Annotated in this window: 21 protein-coding genes and 1 riboswitch; of the genes, 7 read left to right on the top strand and 14 right to left on the bottom strand. The window is 36.2% G+C overall.

The window, feature by feature from the left end; translation table 11 throughout:
- The first annotated feature begins 148 nt into the window (after positions 1-148).
- On the top strand, positions 149-2,311 hold the full coding sequence (locus tag ACZ1AQ_RS01520) for a TonB-dependent receptor (protein ID WP_489631200.1): 2,163 nt from the start codon (positions 149-151) through the stop codon (positions 2,309-2,311).
- A 253-nt stretch (positions 2,312-2,564) separates the two neighbouring features.
- Here ACZ1AQ_RS01520 and ACZ1AQ_RS01515 read toward each other — a convergent pair whose 3' ends face one another.
- Positions 2,565-2,978, bottom strand: coding sequence for a Rieske (2Fe-2S) protein (locus tag ACZ1AQ_RS01515; RefSeq protein ID WP_489631199.1), 414 nt, complete (start codon positions 2,976-2,978; stop codon positions 2,565-2,567).
- A 252-nt stretch (positions 2,979-3,230) separates the two neighbouring features.
- Between ACZ1AQ_RS01515 and greA the strand changes: the two genes are divergently transcribed.
- From greA to ACZ1AQ_RS01500, 3 genes are all read left to right on the top strand, one after another.
- Positions 3,231-3,707, top strand: a complete 477-nt coding sequence (gene greA, locus ACZ1AQ_RS01510; protein ID WP_489631198.1) for a transcription elongation factor GreA — start codon at positions 3,231-3,233, stop codon at positions 3,705-3,707.
- 11 nt (positions 3,708-3,718) lie between these two features.
- Positions 3,719-4,108, top strand: a complete 390-nt coding sequence (locus tag ACZ1AQ_RS01505; RefSeq protein ID WP_489631197.1) for an HIT family protein — start codon at positions 3,719-3,721, stop codon at positions 4,106-4,108.
- 168 nt (positions 4,109-4,276) lie between these two features.
- A complete protein-coding gene (locus ACZ1AQ_RS01500; protein WP_489631196.1) occupies positions 4,277-5,359 on the top strand; it encodes a transglutaminase domain-containing protein in 1,083 nt (360 codons plus the stop codon).
- Between the two features lie 67 nt (positions 5,360-5,426).
- Here ACZ1AQ_RS01500 and ACZ1AQ_RS01495 read toward each other — a convergent pair whose 3' ends face one another.
- Together ACZ1AQ_RS01495 and ACZ1AQ_RS01490 are read right to left on the bottom strand one after the other, a co-directional pair.
- Positions 5,427-5,666: a GlsB/YeaQ/YmgE family stress response membrane protein gene (locus tag ACZ1AQ_RS01495; protein ID WP_489631195.1), complete on the bottom strand. Its 240-nt coding sequence runs from the start codon at positions 5,664-5,666 to the stop codon at positions 5,427-5,429.
- 63 nt (positions 5,667-5,729) lie between these two features.
- A complete protein-coding gene (locus ACZ1AQ_RS01490; RefSeq protein ID WP_489631194.1) occupies positions 5,730-6,875 on the bottom strand; it encodes a sensor histidine kinase in 1,146 nt (381 codons plus the stop codon).
- Between the two features lie 89 nt (positions 6,876-6,964).
- Here ACZ1AQ_RS01490 and ACZ1AQ_RS01485 point away from each other — a divergent pair, with 89 nt between their 5' ends.
- The 3 genes from ACZ1AQ_RS01485 to aat all read left to right on the top strand — a co-directional run bounded on the left by ACZ1AQ_RS01485 (position 6,965) and on the right by aat (position 8,978).
- Positions 6,965-7,840, top strand: coding sequence for a flavin reductase (locus ACZ1AQ_RS01485; protein WP_489631193.1), 876 nt, complete (start codon positions 6,965-6,967; stop codon positions 7,838-7,840).
- 12 nt (positions 7,841-7,852) lie between these two features.
- On the top strand, positions 7,853-8,233 hold the full coding sequence (locus tag ACZ1AQ_RS01480) for a DUF3127 domain-containing protein (RefSeq protein WP_489631192.1): 381 nt from the start codon (positions 7,853-7,855) through the stop codon (positions 8,231-8,233).
- 106 nt (positions 8,234-8,339) lie between these two features.
- Positions 8,340-8,978, top strand: coding sequence for a leucyl/phenylalanyl-tRNA--protein transferase (gene aat, locus ACZ1AQ_RS01475; RefSeq protein WP_489631191.1), 639 nt, complete (start codon positions 8,340-8,342; stop codon positions 8,976-8,978).
- Positions 8,979-9,039: 61 nt separating this feature from the next.
- On the opposite strand, the gene ACZ1AQ_RS01470 is transcribed toward aat, so the two are convergent.
- The 11 genes from ACZ1AQ_RS01470 to ACZ1AQ_RS01420 form a co-directional block, all read right to left on the bottom strand.
- On the bottom strand, positions 9,040-9,750 hold the full coding sequence (locus ACZ1AQ_RS01470; protein ID WP_489631190.1) for a HesA/MoeB/ThiF family protein: 711 nt from the start codon (positions 9,748-9,750) through the stop codon (positions 9,040-9,042).
- 141 nt (positions 9,751-9,891) lie between these two features.
- Positions 9,892-11,013 (bottom strand): 2-iminoacetate synthase ThiH, encoded by a 1,122-nt coding sequence (gene thiH, locus ACZ1AQ_RS01465; protein ID WP_489631189.1) that lies wholly within the window; start codon positions 11,011-11,013, stop codon positions 9,892-9,894.
- 107 nt (positions 11,014-11,120) lie between these two features.
- Positions 11,121-11,891 carry a thiazole synthase gene (locus ACZ1AQ_RS01460; protein WP_489631188.1) on the bottom strand — a complete coding sequence of 257 codons (771 nt, stop codon included), beginning with the start codon at positions 11,889-11,891 and terminating at the stop codon, positions 11,121-11,123.
- Positions 11,878-12,516 (bottom strand): thiamine phosphate synthase, encoded by a 639-nt coding sequence (locus ACZ1AQ_RS01455; RefSeq protein WP_489631187.1) that lies wholly within the window; start codon positions 12,514-12,516, stop codon positions 11,878-11,880. The genes ACZ1AQ_RS01460 and ACZ1AQ_RS01455 overlap by 14 nt, the downstream gene beginning before the upstream one ends.
- Positions 12,509-13,261 carry a hydroxymethylpyrimidine/phosphomethylpyrimidine kinase gene (locus ACZ1AQ_RS01450; protein WP_489631186.1) on the bottom strand — a complete coding sequence of 251 codons (753 nt, stop codon included), beginning with the start codon at positions 13,259-13,261 and terminating at the stop codon, positions 12,509-12,511. Before ACZ1AQ_RS01450 ends, ACZ1AQ_RS01455 begins: the two co-directional genes overlap by 8 nt.
- On the bottom strand, positions 13,243-13,833 hold the full coding sequence (locus tag ACZ1AQ_RS01445; protein WP_489631185.1) for a thiamine phosphate synthase: 591 nt from the start codon (positions 13,831-13,833) through the stop codon (positions 13,243-13,245). The genes ACZ1AQ_RS01450 and ACZ1AQ_RS01445 overlap by 19 nt, the downstream gene beginning before the upstream one ends.
- 72 nt (positions 13,834-13,905) lie before the next feature.
- Positions 13,906-15,729, bottom strand: coding sequence for a phosphomethylpyrimidine synthase ThiC (gene thiC, locus ACZ1AQ_RS01440; RefSeq protein ID WP_489631184.1), 1,824 nt, complete (start codon positions 15,727-15,729; stop codon positions 13,906-13,908).
- 174 nt (positions 15,730-15,903) lie between these two features.
- Positions 15,904-16,110, bottom strand: coding sequence for a sulfur carrier protein ThiS (gene thiS / locus ACZ1AQ_RS01435; RefSeq protein WP_489631183.1), 207 nt, complete (start codon positions 16,108-16,110; stop codon positions 15,904-15,906).
- A 66-nt stretch (positions 16,111-16,176) separates the two neighbouring features.
- A riboswitch (TPP riboswitch) is annotated at positions 16,177-16,272 on the bottom strand.
- A gap of 92 nt (positions 16,273-16,364) precedes the next feature.
- Positions 16,365-16,928, bottom strand: a complete 564-nt coding sequence (locus tag ACZ1AQ_RS01430; RefSeq protein WP_489631182.1) for a DNA-3-methyladenine glycosylase I — start codon at positions 16,926-16,928, stop codon at positions 16,365-16,367.
- Complete coding sequence (locus ACZ1AQ_RS01425) at positions 16,925-17,479, bottom strand: hypothetical protein (RefSeq protein ID WP_489631181.1); 555 nt, start codon at positions 17,477-17,479, stop codon at positions 16,925-16,927. Before ACZ1AQ_RS01425 ends, ACZ1AQ_RS01430 begins: the two co-directional genes overlap by 4 nt.
- Positions 17,480-17,658: 179 nt before the next feature.
- Positions 17,659-18,312, bottom strand: a complete 654-nt coding sequence (locus ACZ1AQ_RS01420; RefSeq protein WP_489631180.1) for a queuosine precursor transporter — start codon at positions 18,310-18,312, stop codon at positions 17,659-17,661.
- Positions 18,313-18,434: the final 122 nt, after the last annotated feature.

The raw sequence follows: 18,434 nt of genomic DNA, 5'->3' as shown, positions 1-18,434 counted from the left end.
ACCCAAAGAACCTGGGCGGGTAATGCTGCCAAGGGAAAAAATGACAAAATACTAGAGTGCACGCTATTGTCTTGTCATAGAAACAAATCATTTATTAATTTAAAAACAAAAGAATAATTCCCCCTTTTATTCGTAAAACTATTTACGGATGAACACTCTATTTTATTCAAAAAGTACAAAGTATAAGGTACAAAGTACAAAGACAGTTTCTTTACGTCTTTTTTCTATTCTCTTTTTTCTATTCTCTAGTGTCACTTTTGCACAAGTACAAGACACCACCAAAGTGAATCAATTGGATGATGTTTTGGTGTCGGCAGTACGGGTGACTTCTAAAACTCCGGTTTCTTTCAGCAATTTGACCAAAAAACAAATCCAGTTCCGCAATTTAGGTCAGGACATTCCAACACTTATGAATTATATGCCTTCTGTAGTTACTACTTCAGATGCTGGTAACGGAATTGGCTACTCAGGGATACGCGTTCGTGGTAGTGATGCCACCAGAGTAAACGTAACCATCAACGGAATTCCGTACAACGATTCTGAAAGTCACGGTACGTTTTGGGTGAACATGCCTGATTTTGTTTCTTCGGTAGAAAGTATTCAGTTACAACGTGGTGTAGGAACGTCTACCAATGGTTCAGGAGCCTTTGGAGCGAGTTTGAATATGCTAACTGATTCGTATACCAAAGAAGCAAGTGCTGAAATTGCTAGTTCGGCGGGAAGTTTTAATACTTTGAAGAACACGGTTAAATTCAGTACAGGTTTACTAAACGACCATTTTGAAATCGCAGGACGTTTATCTGTTTTACAATCTGACGGATATATTGACCGCGCTAGTTCAGACTTAAAATCGTATTTCTTGCAAGGAACTTATGTAGGGAAAACTACTTTGCTAAAAGCCTTGGTTTTTGGTGGAAAAGAAAAAACATACCAAGCTTGGAACGGGATTGATGGGGCAACGCTGAATAGTGATCGCAGATTTAATTCCGCAGGAATGTATACAGACGAGTCAGGAAATACTCGCTTTTATGATAATGAAACGGATAACTACCAACAAGACCATTCACAATTGCATTGGAACGAAAGATGGTCGGATAACTGGAGTTCTAATTTTGCCTTGCATTACACAAAAGGCAAAGGTTATTACGAAAACTATAAAGAAGATGCTAAATTTTCTAGTTATGGTTTGACCCCAATTGTTATCAATGGAACCACCATTAATAGAACCGATTTAGTACGCCAAAAATGGTTAGACAATGATTTTTATGGTGCTACTTTTTCTGCCAATTATACTAATGATGCTTTACAATTAATTTTGGGAGGGGGCTATAACAAATATGAAGGGGCACATTTTGGAAAAGTGATTTGGGCGCGCTACGCTTCTCAAAGTGAATTAGGCGATCGTTATTATGAAGATTTTGCCACGAAAACTGATGGGAACTTTTTTACTAAAGCCAATTATCAAGTTTCGGAGCAATTGAGTTTGTATGGTGATTTGCAATACCGTCACGTACAGTATAAAGCCGATAGTCCAGAAACGGGCTTGGTGAATGATACTTTTCGCTTTTTTAATCCCAAAGCAGGTTTGAATTTTAAGTTTGACGAGGCAAACACGATGTATTTTTCGTATGCGAGAGCCAACCGCGAACCGAATCGCACCGATTATGAAAATGGAGGTGTTCGACCTGAAACCTTAGATGACTTTGAATTGGGATGGCGTTTGAACAACGAAAAAATACAATTGAATACCAATATCTACTATATGGCATATAAAAACCAGTTGATTTTGACTGGAAAATTAGATGATGTGGGAGCTCCTATTCGTTCAAATAGTGAAAAAAGCTATCGTTTAGGTCTTGAGGTTGATGCCACTATTGCTTTGTCTGAACAATGGATGGTGCGTCCTAACTTTACTTTAAGCGCCAACAAGAATGTGGATTTGAATATCACAGGTACAAATTTTGGAACAACAGATATTGCTTACTCTCCTTCAGTAATTGTGGGTAATGTATTGGTATTTTCGCCTATTAAAGCTTTGCATTTGTCTTTGTTGCAAAAATTTGTAGGAGAGCAATTTATGAACAATATCGAGTTGCCCGCTGCAAAACTAGCGGATTACTTTGTAAATGACTTCAATGTGAGTTATACCTTTAAACCCAAAACAATCTTTAAAGAAATTGTGTTAAGCGGATTAGTGAATAATATTTTGGATAAAAAGTATGTGTCCAACGGGTATATGTATGACATCTATCCTTCTTATTATCCACAAGCAGGAATTAATTTCTTGGCAGGATTGAATTTAAAGTTTTAATTTTTAGTTTAATTATTTTTAAAATCCAGTGTTGTTATGACACTGGATTTTTTTGTTCAAAGAGCATGAGTAAGTAGTTTTACCCGCGTGAGGGATTACTTCACTATACATTTATTTTCATAGGAGTTCAGTGAATTTCATTTGGAGCTATGTCTACCGAAGTAGCGCGTATAGCCCGACAGCTCACGACAAAGGGGGCGACTCACCAGCAAGATGAGTTGCCCCCTTTGTTGTGAGGTGGCACGCCCAAATCTTAATTATACACTCTAATCACGCTTCCGATAACTTCTATACGGTATTGTTTTAGGGGATATTGTAGGTCGCTTAAGCCAGTAAATAAGCTGTATTCTTTGCTGTCGCAAGGACAAATGGCGTTGATGCCTTTGATAGTTAGGGTAGAGCAACTGCTAAGTGCTTGATTCGGACAAGCGGCATCGAATGCGTTGTAGCCGCTTCCGGTATTGAAAACGATGAGTCCTCGAGCTCCTGCTCCTGCGTAAAAAATAGCATTACTCGGGAATTTTAAGTTGGAGTAGGCGGGTAAACTAGTATTGATGTCTACTGTAAAGGAGTAATTGGGAATGTATGGGTTTTTGTTTGTGACTCCGTTGTCGCTACAGCTTGATATAAGTACAATAACGAATAAGAAAAGCAGTTTTTTTATCATTTTAAAATAGCATCAAAGATTAGTGAAACAAATTTAATTTATTTAACTTTGGATTGGTTAAGGTTAACATTTAATTATAGCATAAAAAAAATTATAGTATATTTGCGGAAAGAAATCCCGTCCTGATGGGATTTTTTCTATTTTATATCAGTCAGGTATTGTAATGTGAAACGTAAGAAAACCAATAGTATTGCATTGGTTTCATGTGCAAGGAGACAAGAAAAAACCACTTAATTATTAACGCAAAAAGTTATGAGTAAAGTATCTTATTATACAGCAGAAGGATTAAAAAAGTTAAAAGACGAATTGGATTACTTAAAAGGAGTGATGCGTCCGAAAGCTTCGCAGGACATTGCTGATGCTAGAGACAAAGGGGATTTGTCCGAAAACGCAGAGTATGATGCTGCCAAAGAAGCTCAAGGTTTGCTGGAAATGCGTATTTCAAAGCTAGAAGAAGTGTATGCTAATGCTAGATTGATTGATGAATCACAGTTGGATTTGTCTAAAGTTTTGGTGCATTCTAACGTAAAAATTAAGAATCAAGGGAACGGAATGGAAATGAAGTATACTTTGGTAGCTGAAAGTGAAGCGGATTTGAAAACCGGAAAGATATCAGTAACTTCTCCTATTGGGAAAGGTTTGTTGGGTAAAAGAGTAGGCGAAGTTGCCGAAATTACTGTCCCTAACGGAGTTTTGAAGTTTGAAATTATAGAAATTTCTCGCGACTAAAAGGAATAGTGATGAGTAGTATTTTTACCAAAATTGTAAATGGCGAAATTCCTTGCTACAAAGTAGCAGAAGACGAGCAATTTCTAGCTTTTTTGGATGTTAATCCCAACGCAGCTGGTCATACACTTTGTATTCCTAAGCAAGAAATTGACAAACTTTTTGATATGGATGAGGAATTGTATCTTGGTTTGATGCGCTTCTCAAAGAAAGTAGCCGCTGCACTAGAAAAAACAGTCCCTTGCGAACGTATAGGTATGGCTGTAATTGGATTAGAAGTACCTCACGCGCACGTGCATTTAATTCCGATTAATGAAATGAACGAGATGCGTTTTCAAAATAAAGTAGCTTTGACAAAAGAGGAATTCGAAACTTTGGCAACTAAGATTCAACAAAATTTATAAAATCTTTTTTTTCATATATTTAAACACGAATAGCAACCTTTAAAAGCTGTTCGTGTTTTTTTTATACCAATTTTGATTATGAAAATCTTTTTTTCTTATTGCCTCTTTTTTTGTGCCTTACTAATCTTTGGACAAACGAAAGATAATTTTGTTCTCATAGACGCAAAAATGGCAAAGATTCCGAAATCGTCTACAAAGAACCCAAAAAGTATTGCTGATTATATTACTACTAATTTTAAGTCAGAAAACGAGAAACTTAGAGCTGCTTTTTTTTGGGTAGCATCTAATATTAGTTATGATGTGGTCAATATGGAGAATATTGAATTTAGCGACACTTCGGAACAGAAAATTGAGAAAACACTAATCACCAGAAAAGGGGTGTGTATTCATTATGCTGAATTGTTTAATGCTATTGTGAGCCAGTTAGGCTTTGAAAGCGAAATCATTGAAGGATATACCAAGCAATTTGGGAAAGTGGCGGCATTATCTCACGCTTGGTGTGCAGTTAAGAGTGAGGGTAAGTGGTGGTTGTTTGACCCTACTTGGGGTGCAGGAAGTGTAAACAATGGTGTTTTTGCCAAAAAGTTCAATACTTTTTATTTTAAAACACCAGCAAAAGCAATGTTGGAAACCCATATGCCTTTTGATTATCTATGGCAGTTATCCCGTTATCCTATTAGTAATGCTGAATTTATTTCAGGAAAAATAGTAGTCAATGCTGCTAAACCAGTTTTTAATTTCGCTGATGAAATAGAGAAGTTAAAGCAGAAAACAGAGGAGGTTAAGCTGTTTGAATGTGTTACTAGAGTAGAAGCTAATGGTGTGTCAACGAAGTTAATAAAAGACTATTTAGAAAATAAAAAGAACGAAATATCTGGAAGGAGAAACAATCAAGCTGTAGCAAAATTGAATTTGATTGTAGAAGAAAGTAATGCTGCAACAGCAATGTTCAATGATTTTATTTTTTACAGAAATAAAAAGTTTAAACCCACTTTGTCGGATGATACAATTAGAGAAATGATTGCAGCGCCCAAAGCAAAAGCACTAAAATGTCAAAAAGATTTGGATGGTATTGGGACTCTTAACGATAGCAATAGAGCGACTTTGAGCGCTTTTCGTAAAAACTTAGCTGAATTATTGTTGCAAATTGAAGAACAGGAAAAATTTGTAAATGAGTACCTGAGTAAAGGGAAACTAGCTCGAAAATCAATGTTTAGCAAAGTAACTTGGTTCGGTTTGCCTGTAAATTAATTTGTGGATAGTTTAAATAAAAAAGGGATTTCAAATTTGAAATCCCTTTTTTATTTAAACTATTAAATTATTTTTTGAATAAACTGATGATGAAAAGCAGTACCCAAGCTCCTCCAGCGGAAATAATTATTTGCCAAAGTAGACCACCGCCTCCGATTCCTAATTTTCCTGCTATCCAGCCTCCTATGACGCTACCAATAATACCTACAATGATATTTCCAAATAAGCCAAAACCACTACCTTTCCAAAGTTGTCCGCCTAGCCATCCAGAAATGGCACCGATCAAAAGAAAATACAAAAATTCCATAAGATTGTTATTTAAAATTAATTAACTAAAATTAACGAAAATAACAATGCAAATTGCAGAAAATCAATTTTTTACATAAATGAGTTGCATGGCGGTACCTTTTCCTACTTCTGACTGCAATACTTTGATTTTTCCTTTGTGGTAATCTTCGACTATACGTTTGGTTAAAGACAAGCCTAATCCCCATCCTCTCTTTTTGGTCGTAAAGCCTGGTTCAAATATTTTTTTAAATTGATTTTTTGGAATGCCATTTCCTGTATCAGTGATGGTAATTTTAACATTATCGTTTTCTTCTTCAATAGCTAAATGTAATTTGCCTTTCCCTTTCATCGCATCAATGGCATTTTTAACCATATTTTCTATGGTCCAACTATGCAAAGTAGCATTTAGTGGTATCAATATGCTTTTTTGCGGAGCGGAATGAGAAAATTCAATTTGTTTCGAAAAGCGAGATTGCAAATAGTCATAGGAAAGTAGCGTTTCGGATACGATATCCATTTGCTCTAATTTGGGTTCGGAGCCAATCTTTGAAAATCGATCTGTAATGGTTTGCAGACGCTCTATATCTTTTTCAATTTCTTGAGTCGTACTTTCTGCAATGTCTTCGGTTTTTAAAAGTTCAATCCAACCAATCAATGAGGATAATGGAGTGCCAATTTGATGGGCTGTTTCCTTTGCCATCCCTGCCCAAAGTTTGTTTTGGGTAGCCATTTTGTTGCTTTTGTAATAATTATAAACGAGAGCGGCAAACAACACGATGATAAGCAATAAAGCAATAGGATAATATTTTAATTGATTCAAAAGGGAAGAGTTGCCATAATAGAGTTTTTGAATTCTTCCTGGGGCATAAACGATGTTGATAGGTTCGTTTTCTCCTTTTAATTTGCTTAAGAAGAGTCTTGATTTTTCAGTGCTTTGCATGACGGTGCTATCAATATTGACGGCATTTATGATGCTGTCTTTCTCGGTAAGCATAATAGGAATGGAGGTGTTATTGCTAAATATGAGTAGTGGCAAATCTACATCTGTGTTTTCATCGGCATTGATTAAAGTTTTTTGCGCTTGCGCCCAAAGATTCATTTTTAACCGTTCTTCATTTTTAAAAATTTGAAAAAAGGTATAAGTATTCCATAAAATCAAAGAAACCAAACAGAATGACAAAGCGATAATAATCCATCGAGTAGTGTTTCTTTTATTTGAAAAGTGCATAAGTTTCTTTTTTTAACTATAAATATAACGAATTTATGATGGTTGTATTTTACTTTTGTGAAAACAAAATAGCGCTTTAACTTCAATTTATGGTAACTATAGATCCTAAAAGTATTCCTACCGCTCAGCTACAAGGTTATTTGCAAAGTTCAGTTGGTCCAAGACCCATTGCTTTTGCAAGTACAATAGACAGTAAAGGAGCACCTAATTTATCTCCTTTTAGTTTTTTTAATGTATTCAGTGCCAATCCGCCGATTTTGGTTTTTTCTCCCGCGCGTCGAGTTCGGGATAATACAACAAAACATACCTTGCAAAATGCTGAAGCTACTCGAGAAGTGGTTATAAATGTAGTGAATTATGATATGGTGCAACAAATGTCATTATCGAGTACTGAATATCCAGAAGGGGTGAATGAATTTTTAAAATCGGGATTCACACCTATTTCATCAACCATCGTAAAGCCCTATCGCGTAAAAGAGTCTCCTGTACAATTTGAATGCAAAGTCACCCAAATTATTCCTCTGGGAACAGAAGGAGGAGCGGGTAATTTAATTTTGTGCGAAGTAGTAAAGTTACACATCGATGAGTCGATTTTGGATAGTAATGGCGCTATTGATCAACACAAAATTGATTTGGTTTCTAGATTAGGAGGAAATTGGTATTCAAGAGCTAATCAAGGGCTTTTTGAAGTAGAAAAACCTTTGACTACTTTAGGAATTGGTGTAGATGCTATTCCAGATTTTATTAGAGAAAGTCCTTATTTTGATGGGAATGACTTGGGCAAATTAGGGAACATAGAAAAAATTCCAACCGAAGAAGAAATTACTATATTTGTAAAAGAAAATTTCGATGTCAAAGCGGTCCTCAGTGCCGATGATATGGATAAGAAATTTCAAAAAGCAAAAGAGTATTTAGTTAACGGAAAAGCATTAGAGGCTTGGAAGTTATTATTAGCCAAAAAGTAAATTTTAAGTATTATGGAAGTTTTAGGAAGAGTAAAAGTAATCAACCCTGTGCAACAAGTAAGTGCTTCTTTTAAAAAGAGAGAAGTTGTAGTAACTACAGATGAGCAATATCCACAACATATTTCGATTGAATTTCAGCAAGACAAAACCGATTTGTTGAATAATTATGCGGTTGGAGAGCCAGTTAAAGTTTCTATTAATTTAAGAGGGAGAGAATGGGTGAGCCCTCAAGGCGAAGTAAAACACTTTAATACTATTGTTGGATGGAGAATTGAGAAACAAGCTCCAGTTGCAGCGGCAGCACCTGCTCAAGCACCACCAGTACCAGCGGCAGAAACGTTTGCTCCAGCGACTAATTTTAATGAAGAAGAAGCAGACGATTTACCTTTCTAAAAGCGTATATTTCAAATTTTATATTCCAAATTCCAAAACATTAGAGTGTGTTGGAATTTGGAATTTTTTTTGACGGCATTTGTAATTATAGTATCGAAAGCAAAAGATGTATCATTTATCCAAAGACTTATTTTTTCCACCTGTTTCTGAAGCAAATGCTGATGGGATATTGGCTATTGGTGGCGATTTATCTCCAGAACGATTGCAGTTGGCCTATTCAAGTGGAATTTTCCCTTGGTTCGAAGAAGATCAACCGATTATTTGGTGGTCGCCCAACCCAAGAATGGTACTTTTTCTAGAGGATTTGGTGGTGTCAAAAAGTATGCGGAACATTTTGAATCGAAATATCTTTAAAGTCACTTTTAACCAAGATTTTAGAGCGGTTATTGCTCATTGCCAACAAGTAAAACGCGATGGACAAACAGGAACTTGGATTACAAATGATATGATTGAGGCTTATTGTAAATTGCACGAATTAGGTATTGCAAAATCTGTTGAGGTTTGGCAAGATGATCAATTGGTAGGAGGATTGTATGGTGTAGACTTAGGATATATTTTTTGCGGTGAGAGTATGTTTTCTTTGGTTTCTAATGCTTCTAAAGTAGCATTTATTGCGTTGGTAAACCATCTTAAAATTAATAACTACCGTCTTTTGGACTGTCAAGTCTATAATGACCATTTAGCCAGTTTGGGTTGTGTAGAAATAGAACGAGAGGATTTTATAAGTATTTTGAAATCAAAATAAAGAAAGGCATCACGCTTTTGTTTGACGCGATACCCTAATTGTTTTGAAAAGCTAAATCTCATTAAAACCGCAGTTTGGTGAATCTCCAATTTAGGGTAGAAAATAGCAGTAATTCATTTTCTAAAGTAGGTAAATCCATAATCAATTTTAGCGTTTCGTGTGCCATCATCGTTCCAATCATTCCTGGAAGAGTTCCCAATACTCCATTTATATTGCAATTGGGTACTGTTTTTGGATCAGGTGGTTCCGGAAATAAATCCCGAAGATTTTTACTTCCTTTATGATTGAAAACCGCCATTTGTCCTTCGAATTGTAAGATGCTACCGTAAACTAAAGATTTTCCTAAAGTAACACAAGTATCGTTTACTAAATAACGAGTAGCAAAATTATCGGATCCATCCACAACGATATCAAATCTTTGGATAGTTTCAGAGGCGTTTTCAATGGTTAGTTTCGCTTCAAAAGCTTCTACTGTAATCAAAGGATTCAGCGCTTCTAATTTTTTTTTGGCCATCAATGCTTTTGATGAACCTACTTGGTTTTCGGTGTATAAAATTTGCCGATGAAGGTTGTGGATTTCGATTTTGTCAAAATCTATAATTCCTATGGTTCCTACTCCTGCGGTAGCGATGTATTGCAAAATTGGACAACCTAAGCCTCCGGCACCTATCACCAATACTTTGGCTTTTTTGAGTTTTTCTTGTCCTTCATCACCTATTTCAGGCAACATAGTTTGTCTGTTATATCGAAGAAATTCTTGTATGATACTCATGTGTTTTGGTTTAAAAACGGTGTTGTTAGCAATTGTACGTGAGGGATAGGAGCGGCATCCTCTTGGGGCGGGGTTCGCCCTAAGAGATATAGCGGATAGCCCGACCCGAAGTTTTTACGTAGGGGCACGTCCAAATTATGACTATGTTTTTTGATGAACGAAATAGGGGTTGTCTTTCCAAACGGGTTCATAGCCTTTGTCTTGTATTATTTGAGCGATTTGATGAACGGGTCGTTCATCGCTAATTTCGAATTGTTCCAAAGATTGCGGCTCTACAACATAGCCTCCGGGGTTGGTTTTAGAACCTGCACTCATACTCGTCACGCCAAGCGGAATACTATTGTTTCTGAATTTTTCGTTTTCTCGGGTCGAAATGGAGATTTCTAAATCTTCGTTCCATAATCGATAGGCGCAGATGAGTTGGGTCAAATCTTTGTCATCCATAATAAAATTGGGTTCGATGATGCCCTCGGCAGGTCGTAAGCGTGGGAAAGAAACGGAGTATTTGGTACGCCAATAGGTTTTTTGCAAATAGTCTAAATGTAAGGCATTGAAAAAACTATCGGTACGCCAATCTTCGAGGCCTAACAAAACGCCTAAACCAATTTTGTGAATGCCTGCTTTGCCAATGCGATCTGGTGTGTCTAGCCTGAAATCAAAATTGGATTTCTTACCCTTGGTGTGGTATTTTTTGTAGACTTCTTGGTGATACGTCTCCTGATAGACTAAAACGGAATAGACTCGTGCTTGATGCAAACGCTCATATTCTTCTTGCGAAAGGGGTTGTACTTCTACAGAAATGTTTGAAAAAGCGTTTTTGATTTGGTCAATTGCATTGAGAAAATAGTTGATGTTTACGGTATAATTGGCTTCTCCTGTTACCAATAATACATGGTCAAAACCTAGTTTTTTTAGGGCATCAACTTCTAGTTTTATTTCACTATCGGTTAATGTTTTTCGTTTAATTTTATTGTCCAAACTAAAGCCGCAATAGGTACAAATGTTTTGGCATTCGTTGCTCAAATACAAAGGGGCATACATTTGAATGGTTTTGCCAAAACGCTTTTTGGTTAACTCGTGACTTATTTGCGCCATTTGTTCTAAATAAGGCTGGGCCGCAGGCGAAATCAAAGCTAGAAAATCATCGAGATTGCGTTTGGTTTTGGCTAAAGCTTGTTCGACTTCTTTGGAAGTTGTCTGATAGATTTTGGCTTGAATCTTGTCCCAATTGTATTGTTCGAAAATAGATTTGAATGTGTTCATTGTTTTTTATTTAGAAGACTTAATGATAAAGTTCATTAAGTTTCACAGTAATTCCATAAAGACTTCTTGAACTTTGTGTCTTCTTCGTGTCTTTGTGTTTAAGAAAGTTATTCATACAAAAACGCTGTCAAAGGACTTGAAGCCACCGCTTGTTTGTATTGTTGAGCCAGTTTTGCTTCATAGGCTTTTCTTCCTGAAATAACAGCTTCCTTAAAAGCTTCGGCCATTAATTTGGGATTTCCCGCTACAGCTATGGCAGTATTGACTAATACGGCATCGGCACCTATTTCCATTGCTTTTGCGGCATCAGAAGGGGCGCCAATTCCTGCGTCAATAATTACGGGAACCTTACTTTGTTCGATAATAATCTCTAAAAAATCGATTGTTTTCAAGCCTTTGTTACTTCCTATGGGAGATCCTAAAGGCATTACAGCTGAGGTTCCAGCGTCTTCCAAATGTTTACACAAAACAGGATCGGCATGAATGTATGGTAAAACAATAAAACCTAATTTAGCTAGTTCTTCTGTTGCTTTTAGCGTCTCGATGGGATCAGGTAAAAGATATCTTGGATCCGGATGGATTTCGAGTTTGAGCCAATTGGTTTCCAGAGCTTCTCTGGCTAATTGGGCTGCAAAAATGGCTTCTTTTGCATTGCGTGCACCAGAAGTGTTGGGTAATAAATTAATTCTAGGATGCTTTAAATGTGCTAAAATAGCATCGGTTTCGGTTTCTAAATCGATACGTTTTAGTGCTACTGTCACCAATTCGCTTTCTGATGCTAAAATTGACGCTTCCATTTCGGTGTTTGAACCGAATTTTCCTGTTCCTAAAAACAAGCGGGATTCGAATGTTTTATCTCCTATTTTAAATAATGACATGGCTATATAATTTTTCGTTAAGTTCAGTTATTATTTTGCTTTTGTGATCGCTATGGGTAATGATTCCTGATACTGCGATACCGTGAATGCCAGTAGCTACTAAATCATCTACATTTTCTAGCGTTATACCTCCAATAGCATAAATGGGGGTTTCTTTTTGTTTTGGATTCAATTGATTTAGTATCGATTGATAACCTCCCAATCCTAAAATGGGGCTTAAATTAGCTTTGGTTTTGGTAAATTGATAAGGACCTAAACCAATGTAGTCACAGCCATTATTGATATGACTAAGCACGTCTTCTAGTGTATTGGCAGTTGCGCCAATAATTTTAGTATTCCCCAGAATAGTTCTGGCTTCAGGAATACTCATGTCAGTAAGTCCAAGATGAACGCCATCAGCAGCGATATGTTCAGCTAAATGAACATCATCGTTGACGATAAAGTTCGCTAAGTATTCTTCACACAAAAAATGTACGGCTTCGGCCAATGCAAAAGATTTGTTTGTTTTTTGATTCTTAAATCGCAACTGAATCCAATCACATCCATGATCTAAGGCTTGATGAATATTGTACAATTGTTCTTTAACCGTGTCTCCTTGAGAGATGTATTGTAGTTTATTATACATAATGATGTCCTAATTTAGAGGGAGTTGACAATAAATAGTTCTCTGTGTAGGTTTTTGCATTTTCGCAAGCCGTTTTTAGGTTTTGTCCTATGGCTAGATTTGCTGTAATGGCTGATGACAAAACACAGCCCGAACCATGTTTTTCGAAAATTTCTTTTTTAGTTTTTGGACGAAAACGGAAAAATTCATTCTCTAGGTATAAATAATCAATGCCAATTTCATCGGGCTTATGACCACCTTTTAGTAAAACGGGACAGTATTTGGAGAGTAGTATTGCTGTAGTTTCTGCATTAATTTCTTTAGAAGATAATTGTAAAATCTCATCGTAATTGGGGGTAATTAAATGAATTTCTTTCAGTATTTCAATCAAAGTAGCTTGGTTTTCAATAGTTAAAAAATCAAATTCTGTAGTCGATTTTAAAACAGTATCCCAAACTATTTTTGTCTCTGGCGAAAGCTTTTTTACAGTTAGAATTATTTCTCTCAAATACTCTAATGAAGGTGCAATTCCCATTTTTACGGCTTTTATATCGTAAGAATTAAATATTGTTTGGACAGATTGCAAAACAAAATCCAAATCCGTCCATTGTATGGCCACAAATTCATTTTCGGTTTGAATGGTATTTGCAGTACTAATAGCAAAGCCATACACTTGATGTTGCTCGAATGCCTTTACATCTGCCAAAACTCCTGCGCCTGCTGAAGGATCGAAGCCTGCAATGCTTACTACAAAAGGTCGTGACATAGCTTAAAATTTTCTATTGAATGGTTGTTGTTCCAAATACTGCCTAAAAGAGCTACATCATCAAAACCAAATGCTAATGCAGTTTTGATATTTTCGGATGTAATTCCTCCCAGAGCAATCAATGCGGTTTTGTTATTTTTTCGTTGTTCTAATTCTTTTTTGAAATCCAGATTCGAAATATAATTAGGTTTAGAAATACTTTCGAAAACAGGTCCAAAAAATGCGTAATCAAAAACATTTGAAAGCGCTTCAAAATAGGACATTTTATGAATAGAGGTTGAGAGACTGAATTTTTTTTCTTTCCACTTCTTTAAATGCTCTTCGGATGTTGCGACTCTGTTTTTTTCTGTGAAATGAATGCGATTAATTCCAAATTCTTGCGCTAATTGATGATGACTATGCAAAACCAATCGGTGTCTGAAAGTTGTTTTTATTTTTGATACAAATGTTTTCATTTCTGTTTCTGAAAAATCAGGTTTCCGAATATGAAGTAACTCCAATCCGTTCTCAAAGAGAGCGTGTATGGTTTCGATTTCTTTAGGTTTAGCAACTGGATTTGTAATTACTATCATATTGAAATGTATTAAGATTGAAGTATTAAGCATTAAGTGTAAGTTTTGATACTTACTACTCAAATCTTAGTTTTAAATATAAATTTCTTTTCCGTGCTCGATAAATTCTTCAGATTTTGCCGCCATTCCTTTTTCGGCTTCGGCAACATCACGAATTTCCTGAGAAATCTTCATAGAGCAGAATTTTGGTCCACACATCGAGCAGAAGTGAGCCACTTTTGCACCGTCTGCAGGCAAGGTTTCATCGTGAAATTCACGAGCAGTATCTGGATCTAATGACAAGTTGAATTGGTCTTCCCAGCGGAATTCGAAACGAGCTTTGCTTAAAGCATTGTCACGGTATTGTGCTCCTGGGTGACCTTTGGCTAAATCCGCAGCGTGAGCAGCAATTTTATATGTAATCACACCGTCTTTTACGTCTTTTTTGTTGGGTAAACCAAGGTGTTCCTTTGGCGTTACATAACACAGCATAGCACAGCCGTACCAGCCAATCATAGCAGCTCCAATAGCAGAGGTGATATGGTCATAACCTGGAGCAATATCAGTCGTTAATGGCCCTAAAGTGTAAAATGGCGCTTCGTTACAATGTTCTAATTGCTTGTCCATATTTTCTTTAATCATATGCATCGGTACGTGACCTGGGCCTTCAATGAATACCTGGACATCGTGTTTCCATGCAATTTTTGTCAGTTCGCCTAATGTTTCTAATTCGGCGAATTGTGCGGCATCGTTGGCGTCTGCGATAGAACCTGGACGTAATCCGTCACCTAATGAAAAGGAAACGTCATATTGTTTCATGATTTCGCAAATCTCTTCGAAATGAGTGTAAAGGAAGTTTTCTTGATGGTGGAATAGGCACCATTTGGCCATAATCGAACCGCCACGAGAGACAATTCCTGTAACACGATTAGCGGTCAAATGAATGTAACGTAATAAAACACCAGCGTGAATGGTGAAATAAGAAACGCCTTGTTCTGCTTGTTCGATTAAGGTATCACGAAAAATTTCCCAGGTTAAATCTTCTGCTATTCCATTTACTTTTTCTAAGGCTTGGTAAATCGGTACCGTACCGATGGGAACAGGGGAATTACGGATAATCCATTCTCTGGTTTCGTGAATGTTTTTTCCTGTAGATAAATCCATAATGGTATCAGCACCCCAACGGCAAGCCCAAACGGCTTTTTCCACCTCTTCTTCGATTGATGAGGTAACTGCGCTGTTGCCAATATTGGCGTTAATTTTTACTAAAAAATTACGTCCTACAATCATCGGTTCACTCTCAGGATGGTTGATGTTATTTGGGATAATAGCACGTCCTCTCGCTACTTCGCTACGAACAAATTCGGCTGTAATTTTAGTTTTTGGTGTGTTGGCCCCAAAACTATTTCCAGCGTGTTGGCATTGCATTGTTTTGGTTTGTTCGTTAAGTTGTTCGATACGTTGGTTTTCTCGAATGGCTATGTATTCCATTTCGGGAGTGATGATACCTTGTTTGGCGTAATGTAATTGGGTAACATTGGCTCCTTTTTTGGCTCGCAAGGGTTTGTGTAAATATTCGAAGCGCAAGTGATCTAATTTTTGATCATTTAAACGGGATTTTCCGTATTCTGAGGAGATTTCGGTTAGTTCTTCTATATCATTACGGTCCAGAATCCATTGTTCGCGGATTCGAGGCAATCCTTTGCGAACATCAATTTGAATGTTAGGATCTGTGTAAGGGCCTGAAGTATCATAAACTGTTACAGCTGGATTTTTTTCTATTCGACCATTAGATAGTTTAGTGTCCGCTAATGAAATTTCGCGCATGGCTACTTTTATGGGATGAATTTCTCCGTCAATGTATACTTTTCTGGAGTTTGGAAACGGAGTTCTTGAGATCTTGTCTTGGTTGCTCATAGCTTTATTTTTTTACTTTTTATTGTTTCGTTGTTTGAAAAGTGTTTGGTGTTTTTTGCGTGAGGGATAGAAGCTGGCTACCGAAGTAGCGCGTATAGCCCGACCGCATTTGTAAAAGGCGCACTATAAACGGTATGTTGAATAGCGCCTTTTGCAAATGGTGTCACGCCCAAATCATCCGCCCTGAGAGGCTGTGATGATGAGAATTTCGTCGGTTGCTTTGATGAGATGAGTATTCCAATTGGATTTTGGAATGACAGTTTGGTTGATGGCTAGGGCAATTCCGTTTTGGTTTTCTGGAATTTCCAAGTCAATGAGCGCTTGAACCGTTAGGTTTTCGGCATCGAATTGTTTTGTTTGGTTGTTGATTTTTAGTTCCATTCCTTTTGAGTTTAGTATATAAGTATACCTTAGGAATGGCTACGATTGTACCCAATTATGGTACAAGGAAGTCATCTTACTTTTCCCTACGCTAGTATGAACTAGATCAGGTTCAGAGGGTAAAATCTCAGCCTACAGTTGTAGACACCCCTAAAGTGTGAAACAAATATAAAGATTTTAGTTTATACTTTTTGTTTAAAGTTTATGGTTTGTAGGTTTAGTTGTTGAATTTTGCAAAAAGAGAATACTGAAACTTAATTCCTAGTCCAACAACTTTCAATATGGTCATTTACCATTCCTGTAGCTTGCATATGTGCATAGATAACTGTTGAACCTACAAACTTAAATCCCCTTTTTTTCAAATCTTTACTTATCGCATCTGAAATTGGCGAAGTAGCTGGAACATCTTTTAAGGTTTTAGGGCAATTATCAATGGGTGTATGGTCCACAAAGGCCCAAATGTATTGCGAAAAACTTCCAAATTCTTCTTGGATTTTAATGAAATTTTGTGCGTTGGTAACCGCGGAATATACTTTCAATTTGTTGCGAATGATACCTGCATCTTGTAATAAATCTTGAATTTTATCATCAGAATACTGAGCTATTTTGATGTAATCAAAAGCGTCAAATGCCTTACGGAAATTGTCTCTTTTGTTTAAGATCGTAATCCAACTTAGGCCCGCTTGAAAGGTTTCTAATAGCAGAAATTCAAATAAAGTTGCGTCGTCATAAATTGGTTTTCCCCATTCTTCATCGTGGTATTTTTGATATAGTTCACTCGAATTACACCAGCCACAGCGTTGTAAATGTTTTGTCATTTTTTCTTGATTTCCCAGTAAAAACCCTTTACAGAAGGAATATAGGCTCTGTCATTTTTTAGGACCAATTCCGTGTAAATCTTTTTGTTATATTTAATACCTATTGCGCCACCTTTTATATGTGTTCGGTCTTTTTTAAAATCAAAAGTGAGATTGCCATTTTGAAATTTTGCATCAGAAATTTTTTCAATAAACCAAGTAGAACCCCACTTAAAATACAAGGTGTTGTTGCCTTTGTAGGTTATATTTTTGACAAAATCTAAAGATTTTTTCGGAAAATTATAGTGTTCTATAAGTTCTTTTTTAGAGTATGTCTTTCCAATTTCGCCATATTTCAATAACTTTTTTAAAGGAGAGTCTAGTTCCTTCTCAATGATTAAAACTTCTTTATGTTGAACTGAGGTATTGATTTCGGTATGAATATGTTTGTTTTTTTCGTCATCTTGTTTGGTTTCAGCTTGAAACTCATTTGTTAAAATGTTTTTTTTACTTGAGGTCTTAAGGCTGTCATTTTTTATGTTTTCTAAAACCTTAGTTTTTTTCTCAGGCAATTCATTTTTATTTTCAGCATTATTACAACACAAAAACAAAAGGAATATTGGAAAAAAAAATTTAGGCTGAAGCTGGATCATTTTTAATAATTAAAAAAACATTTAAAATCAGTTATCCGTCCTATACAAAAATAGAGATAGTTGTGGTAGACAATACAAATAAACTAAAAATCAATTATTTATTGGATTTCTTTAGATAAGAATTTTTTAATCAAGTGGTGTCCAGCATAAATTACTGGAGTGAGAAGTATGGCAATCGATAGTTTGAATGTATAGCCTGTTAATGCAGAACTTAAAAAGGTTTCAAAATTGATTTTTCCAGGAAGCCAAAAAGCAATTCCTAAAACTATAAAAGAATCAAACAATTGTGAAACTAGAGTTGAGCCTGTGGTTCTAAGCCAAATCTTAGTATCCCCTGTACGGTTTTTAAAGAACCAAAATACAGTTACATCGATGAGCTGTGATACGAGAAAAGCAATGATACTTCCCACAATGATCCACATACTTTGTCCAAAAACGGCTTGAAATTGATCGTCGTTAACGGGGCTTATTCCCTTAGCAGCGGGAATGCTCATAGCGAGTAATAGAATGAGAAATGAATAAGCGATAAGACAGGCTGTAATAAAGGAAAGTTTGCGAACGCCTTTCTCTCCAAAATATTCATTGATTAAATCGGTAGTCAAGAATACCACAGGCCAAGGCAAAATTCCAATACTCATTACAAAAGGGCCGATTTGGATTAATTTACCTCCAATCAATTCGGCAGTAACAGCATTGGTAATAAAAATACCAGCAAGAATAACAAAAACAAAATCTTTTCGAGTTTGAAACATAGTCTTTAGTTTCTCAAAAATAGCATTTTATTTTGATTTGGTTTCTGTTTTATAATTAGAACAGTTGTTAAATAAAAATCCCATTCGTTTGTCGAATGGGATTTTATATAATGATTAAATGC

The sequence above is a fragment of the Flavobacterium sp. UM26 genome, from assembly GCF_057922445.1.
Note: the sequence above shows the minus strand (reverse complement) of the source record. Positions and strands in the feature narration are given on the sequence as shown.

Bases quoted from the DNA above. Each gene is read 5' to 3' on its own strand.
- ACZ1AQ_RS01470 (WP_489631190.1), bottom strand. From the start codon at position 9,750: ATGAGTATCATACAAGAATTTCTTCGATATAACAGACAAACTATGTTG.
- ACZ1AQ_RS01490 (WP_489631194.1), bottom strand. From the start codon at position 6,875: ATGCACTTTTCAAATAAAAGAAACACTACTCGATGGATTATTATCGCT.
- greA (WP_489631198.1), top strand. From the start codon at position 3,231: ATGAGTAAAGTATCTTATTATACAGCAGAAGGATTAAAAAAGTTAAAA.
- thiS (WP_489631183.1), bottom strand. From the start codon at position 16,110: ATGGAACTAAAAATCAACAACCAAACAAAACAATTCGATGCCGAAAAC.
- thiH (WP_489631189.1), bottom strand. From the start codon at position 11,013: ATGAACACATTCAAATCTATTTTCGAACAATACAATTGGGACAAGATT.
- ACZ1AQ_RS01445 (WP_489631185.1), bottom strand. From the start codon at position 13,833: ATGATAGTAATTACAAATCCAGTTGCTAAACCTAAAGAAATCGAAACC.
- ACZ1AQ_RS01460 (WP_489631188.1), bottom strand. From the start codon at position 11,891: ATGTCATTATTTAAAATAGGAGATAAAACATTCGAATCCCGCTTGTTT.
- ACZ1AQ_RS01480 (WP_489631192.1), top strand. From the start codon at position 7,853: ATGGAAGTTTTAGGAAGAGTAAAAGTAATCAACCCTGTGCAACAAGTA.
- ACZ1AQ_RS01455 (WP_489631187.1), bottom strand. From the start codon at position 12,516: ATGTATAATAAACTACAATACATCTCTCAAGGAGACACGGTTAAAGAA.
- ACZ1AQ_RS01500 (WP_489631196.1), top strand. From the start codon at position 4,277: ATGGCAAAGATTCCGAAATCGTCTACAAAGAACCCAAAAAGTATTGCT.
- thiC (WP_489631184.1), bottom strand. From the start codon at position 15,729: ATGAGCAACCAAGACAAGATCTCAAGAACTCCGTTTCCAAACTCCAGA.
- ACZ1AQ_RS01495 (WP_489631195.1), bottom strand. From the start codon at position 5,666: ATGGAATTTTTGTATTTTCTTTTGATCGGTGCCATTTCTGGATGGCTA.
- ACZ1AQ_RS01515 (WP_489631199.1), bottom strand. From the start codon at position 2,978: ATGATAAAAAAACTGCTTTTCTTATTCGTTATTGTACTTATATCAAGC.
- ACZ1AQ_RS01450 (WP_489631186.1), bottom strand. From the start codon at position 13,261: ATGTCACGACCTTTTGTAGTAAGCATTGCAGGCTTCGATCCTTCAGCA.
- aat (WP_489631191.1), top strand. From the start codon at position 8,340: ATGTATCATTTATCCAAAGACTTATTTTTTCCACCTGTTTCTGAAGCA.
- ACZ1AQ_RS01420 (WP_489631180.1), bottom strand. From the start codon at position 18,312: ATGTTTCAAACTCGAAAAGATTTTGTTTTTGTTATTCTTGCTGGTATT.
- ACZ1AQ_RS01430 (WP_489631182.1), bottom strand. From the start codon at position 16,928: ATGACAAAACATTTACAACGCTGTGGCTGGTGTAATTCGAGTGAACTA.
- ACZ1AQ_RS01520 (WP_489631200.1), top strand. From the start codon at position 149: ATGAACACTCTATTTTATTCAAAAAGTACAAAGTATAAGGTACAAAGT.
- ACZ1AQ_RS01505 (WP_489631197.1), top strand. From the start codon at position 3,719: ATGAGTAGTATTTTTACCAAAATTGTAAATGGCGAAATTCCTTGCTAC.
- ACZ1AQ_RS01485 (WP_489631193.1), top strand. From the start codon at position 6,965: ATGGTAACTATAGATCCTAAAAGTATTCCTACCGCTCAGCTACAAGGT.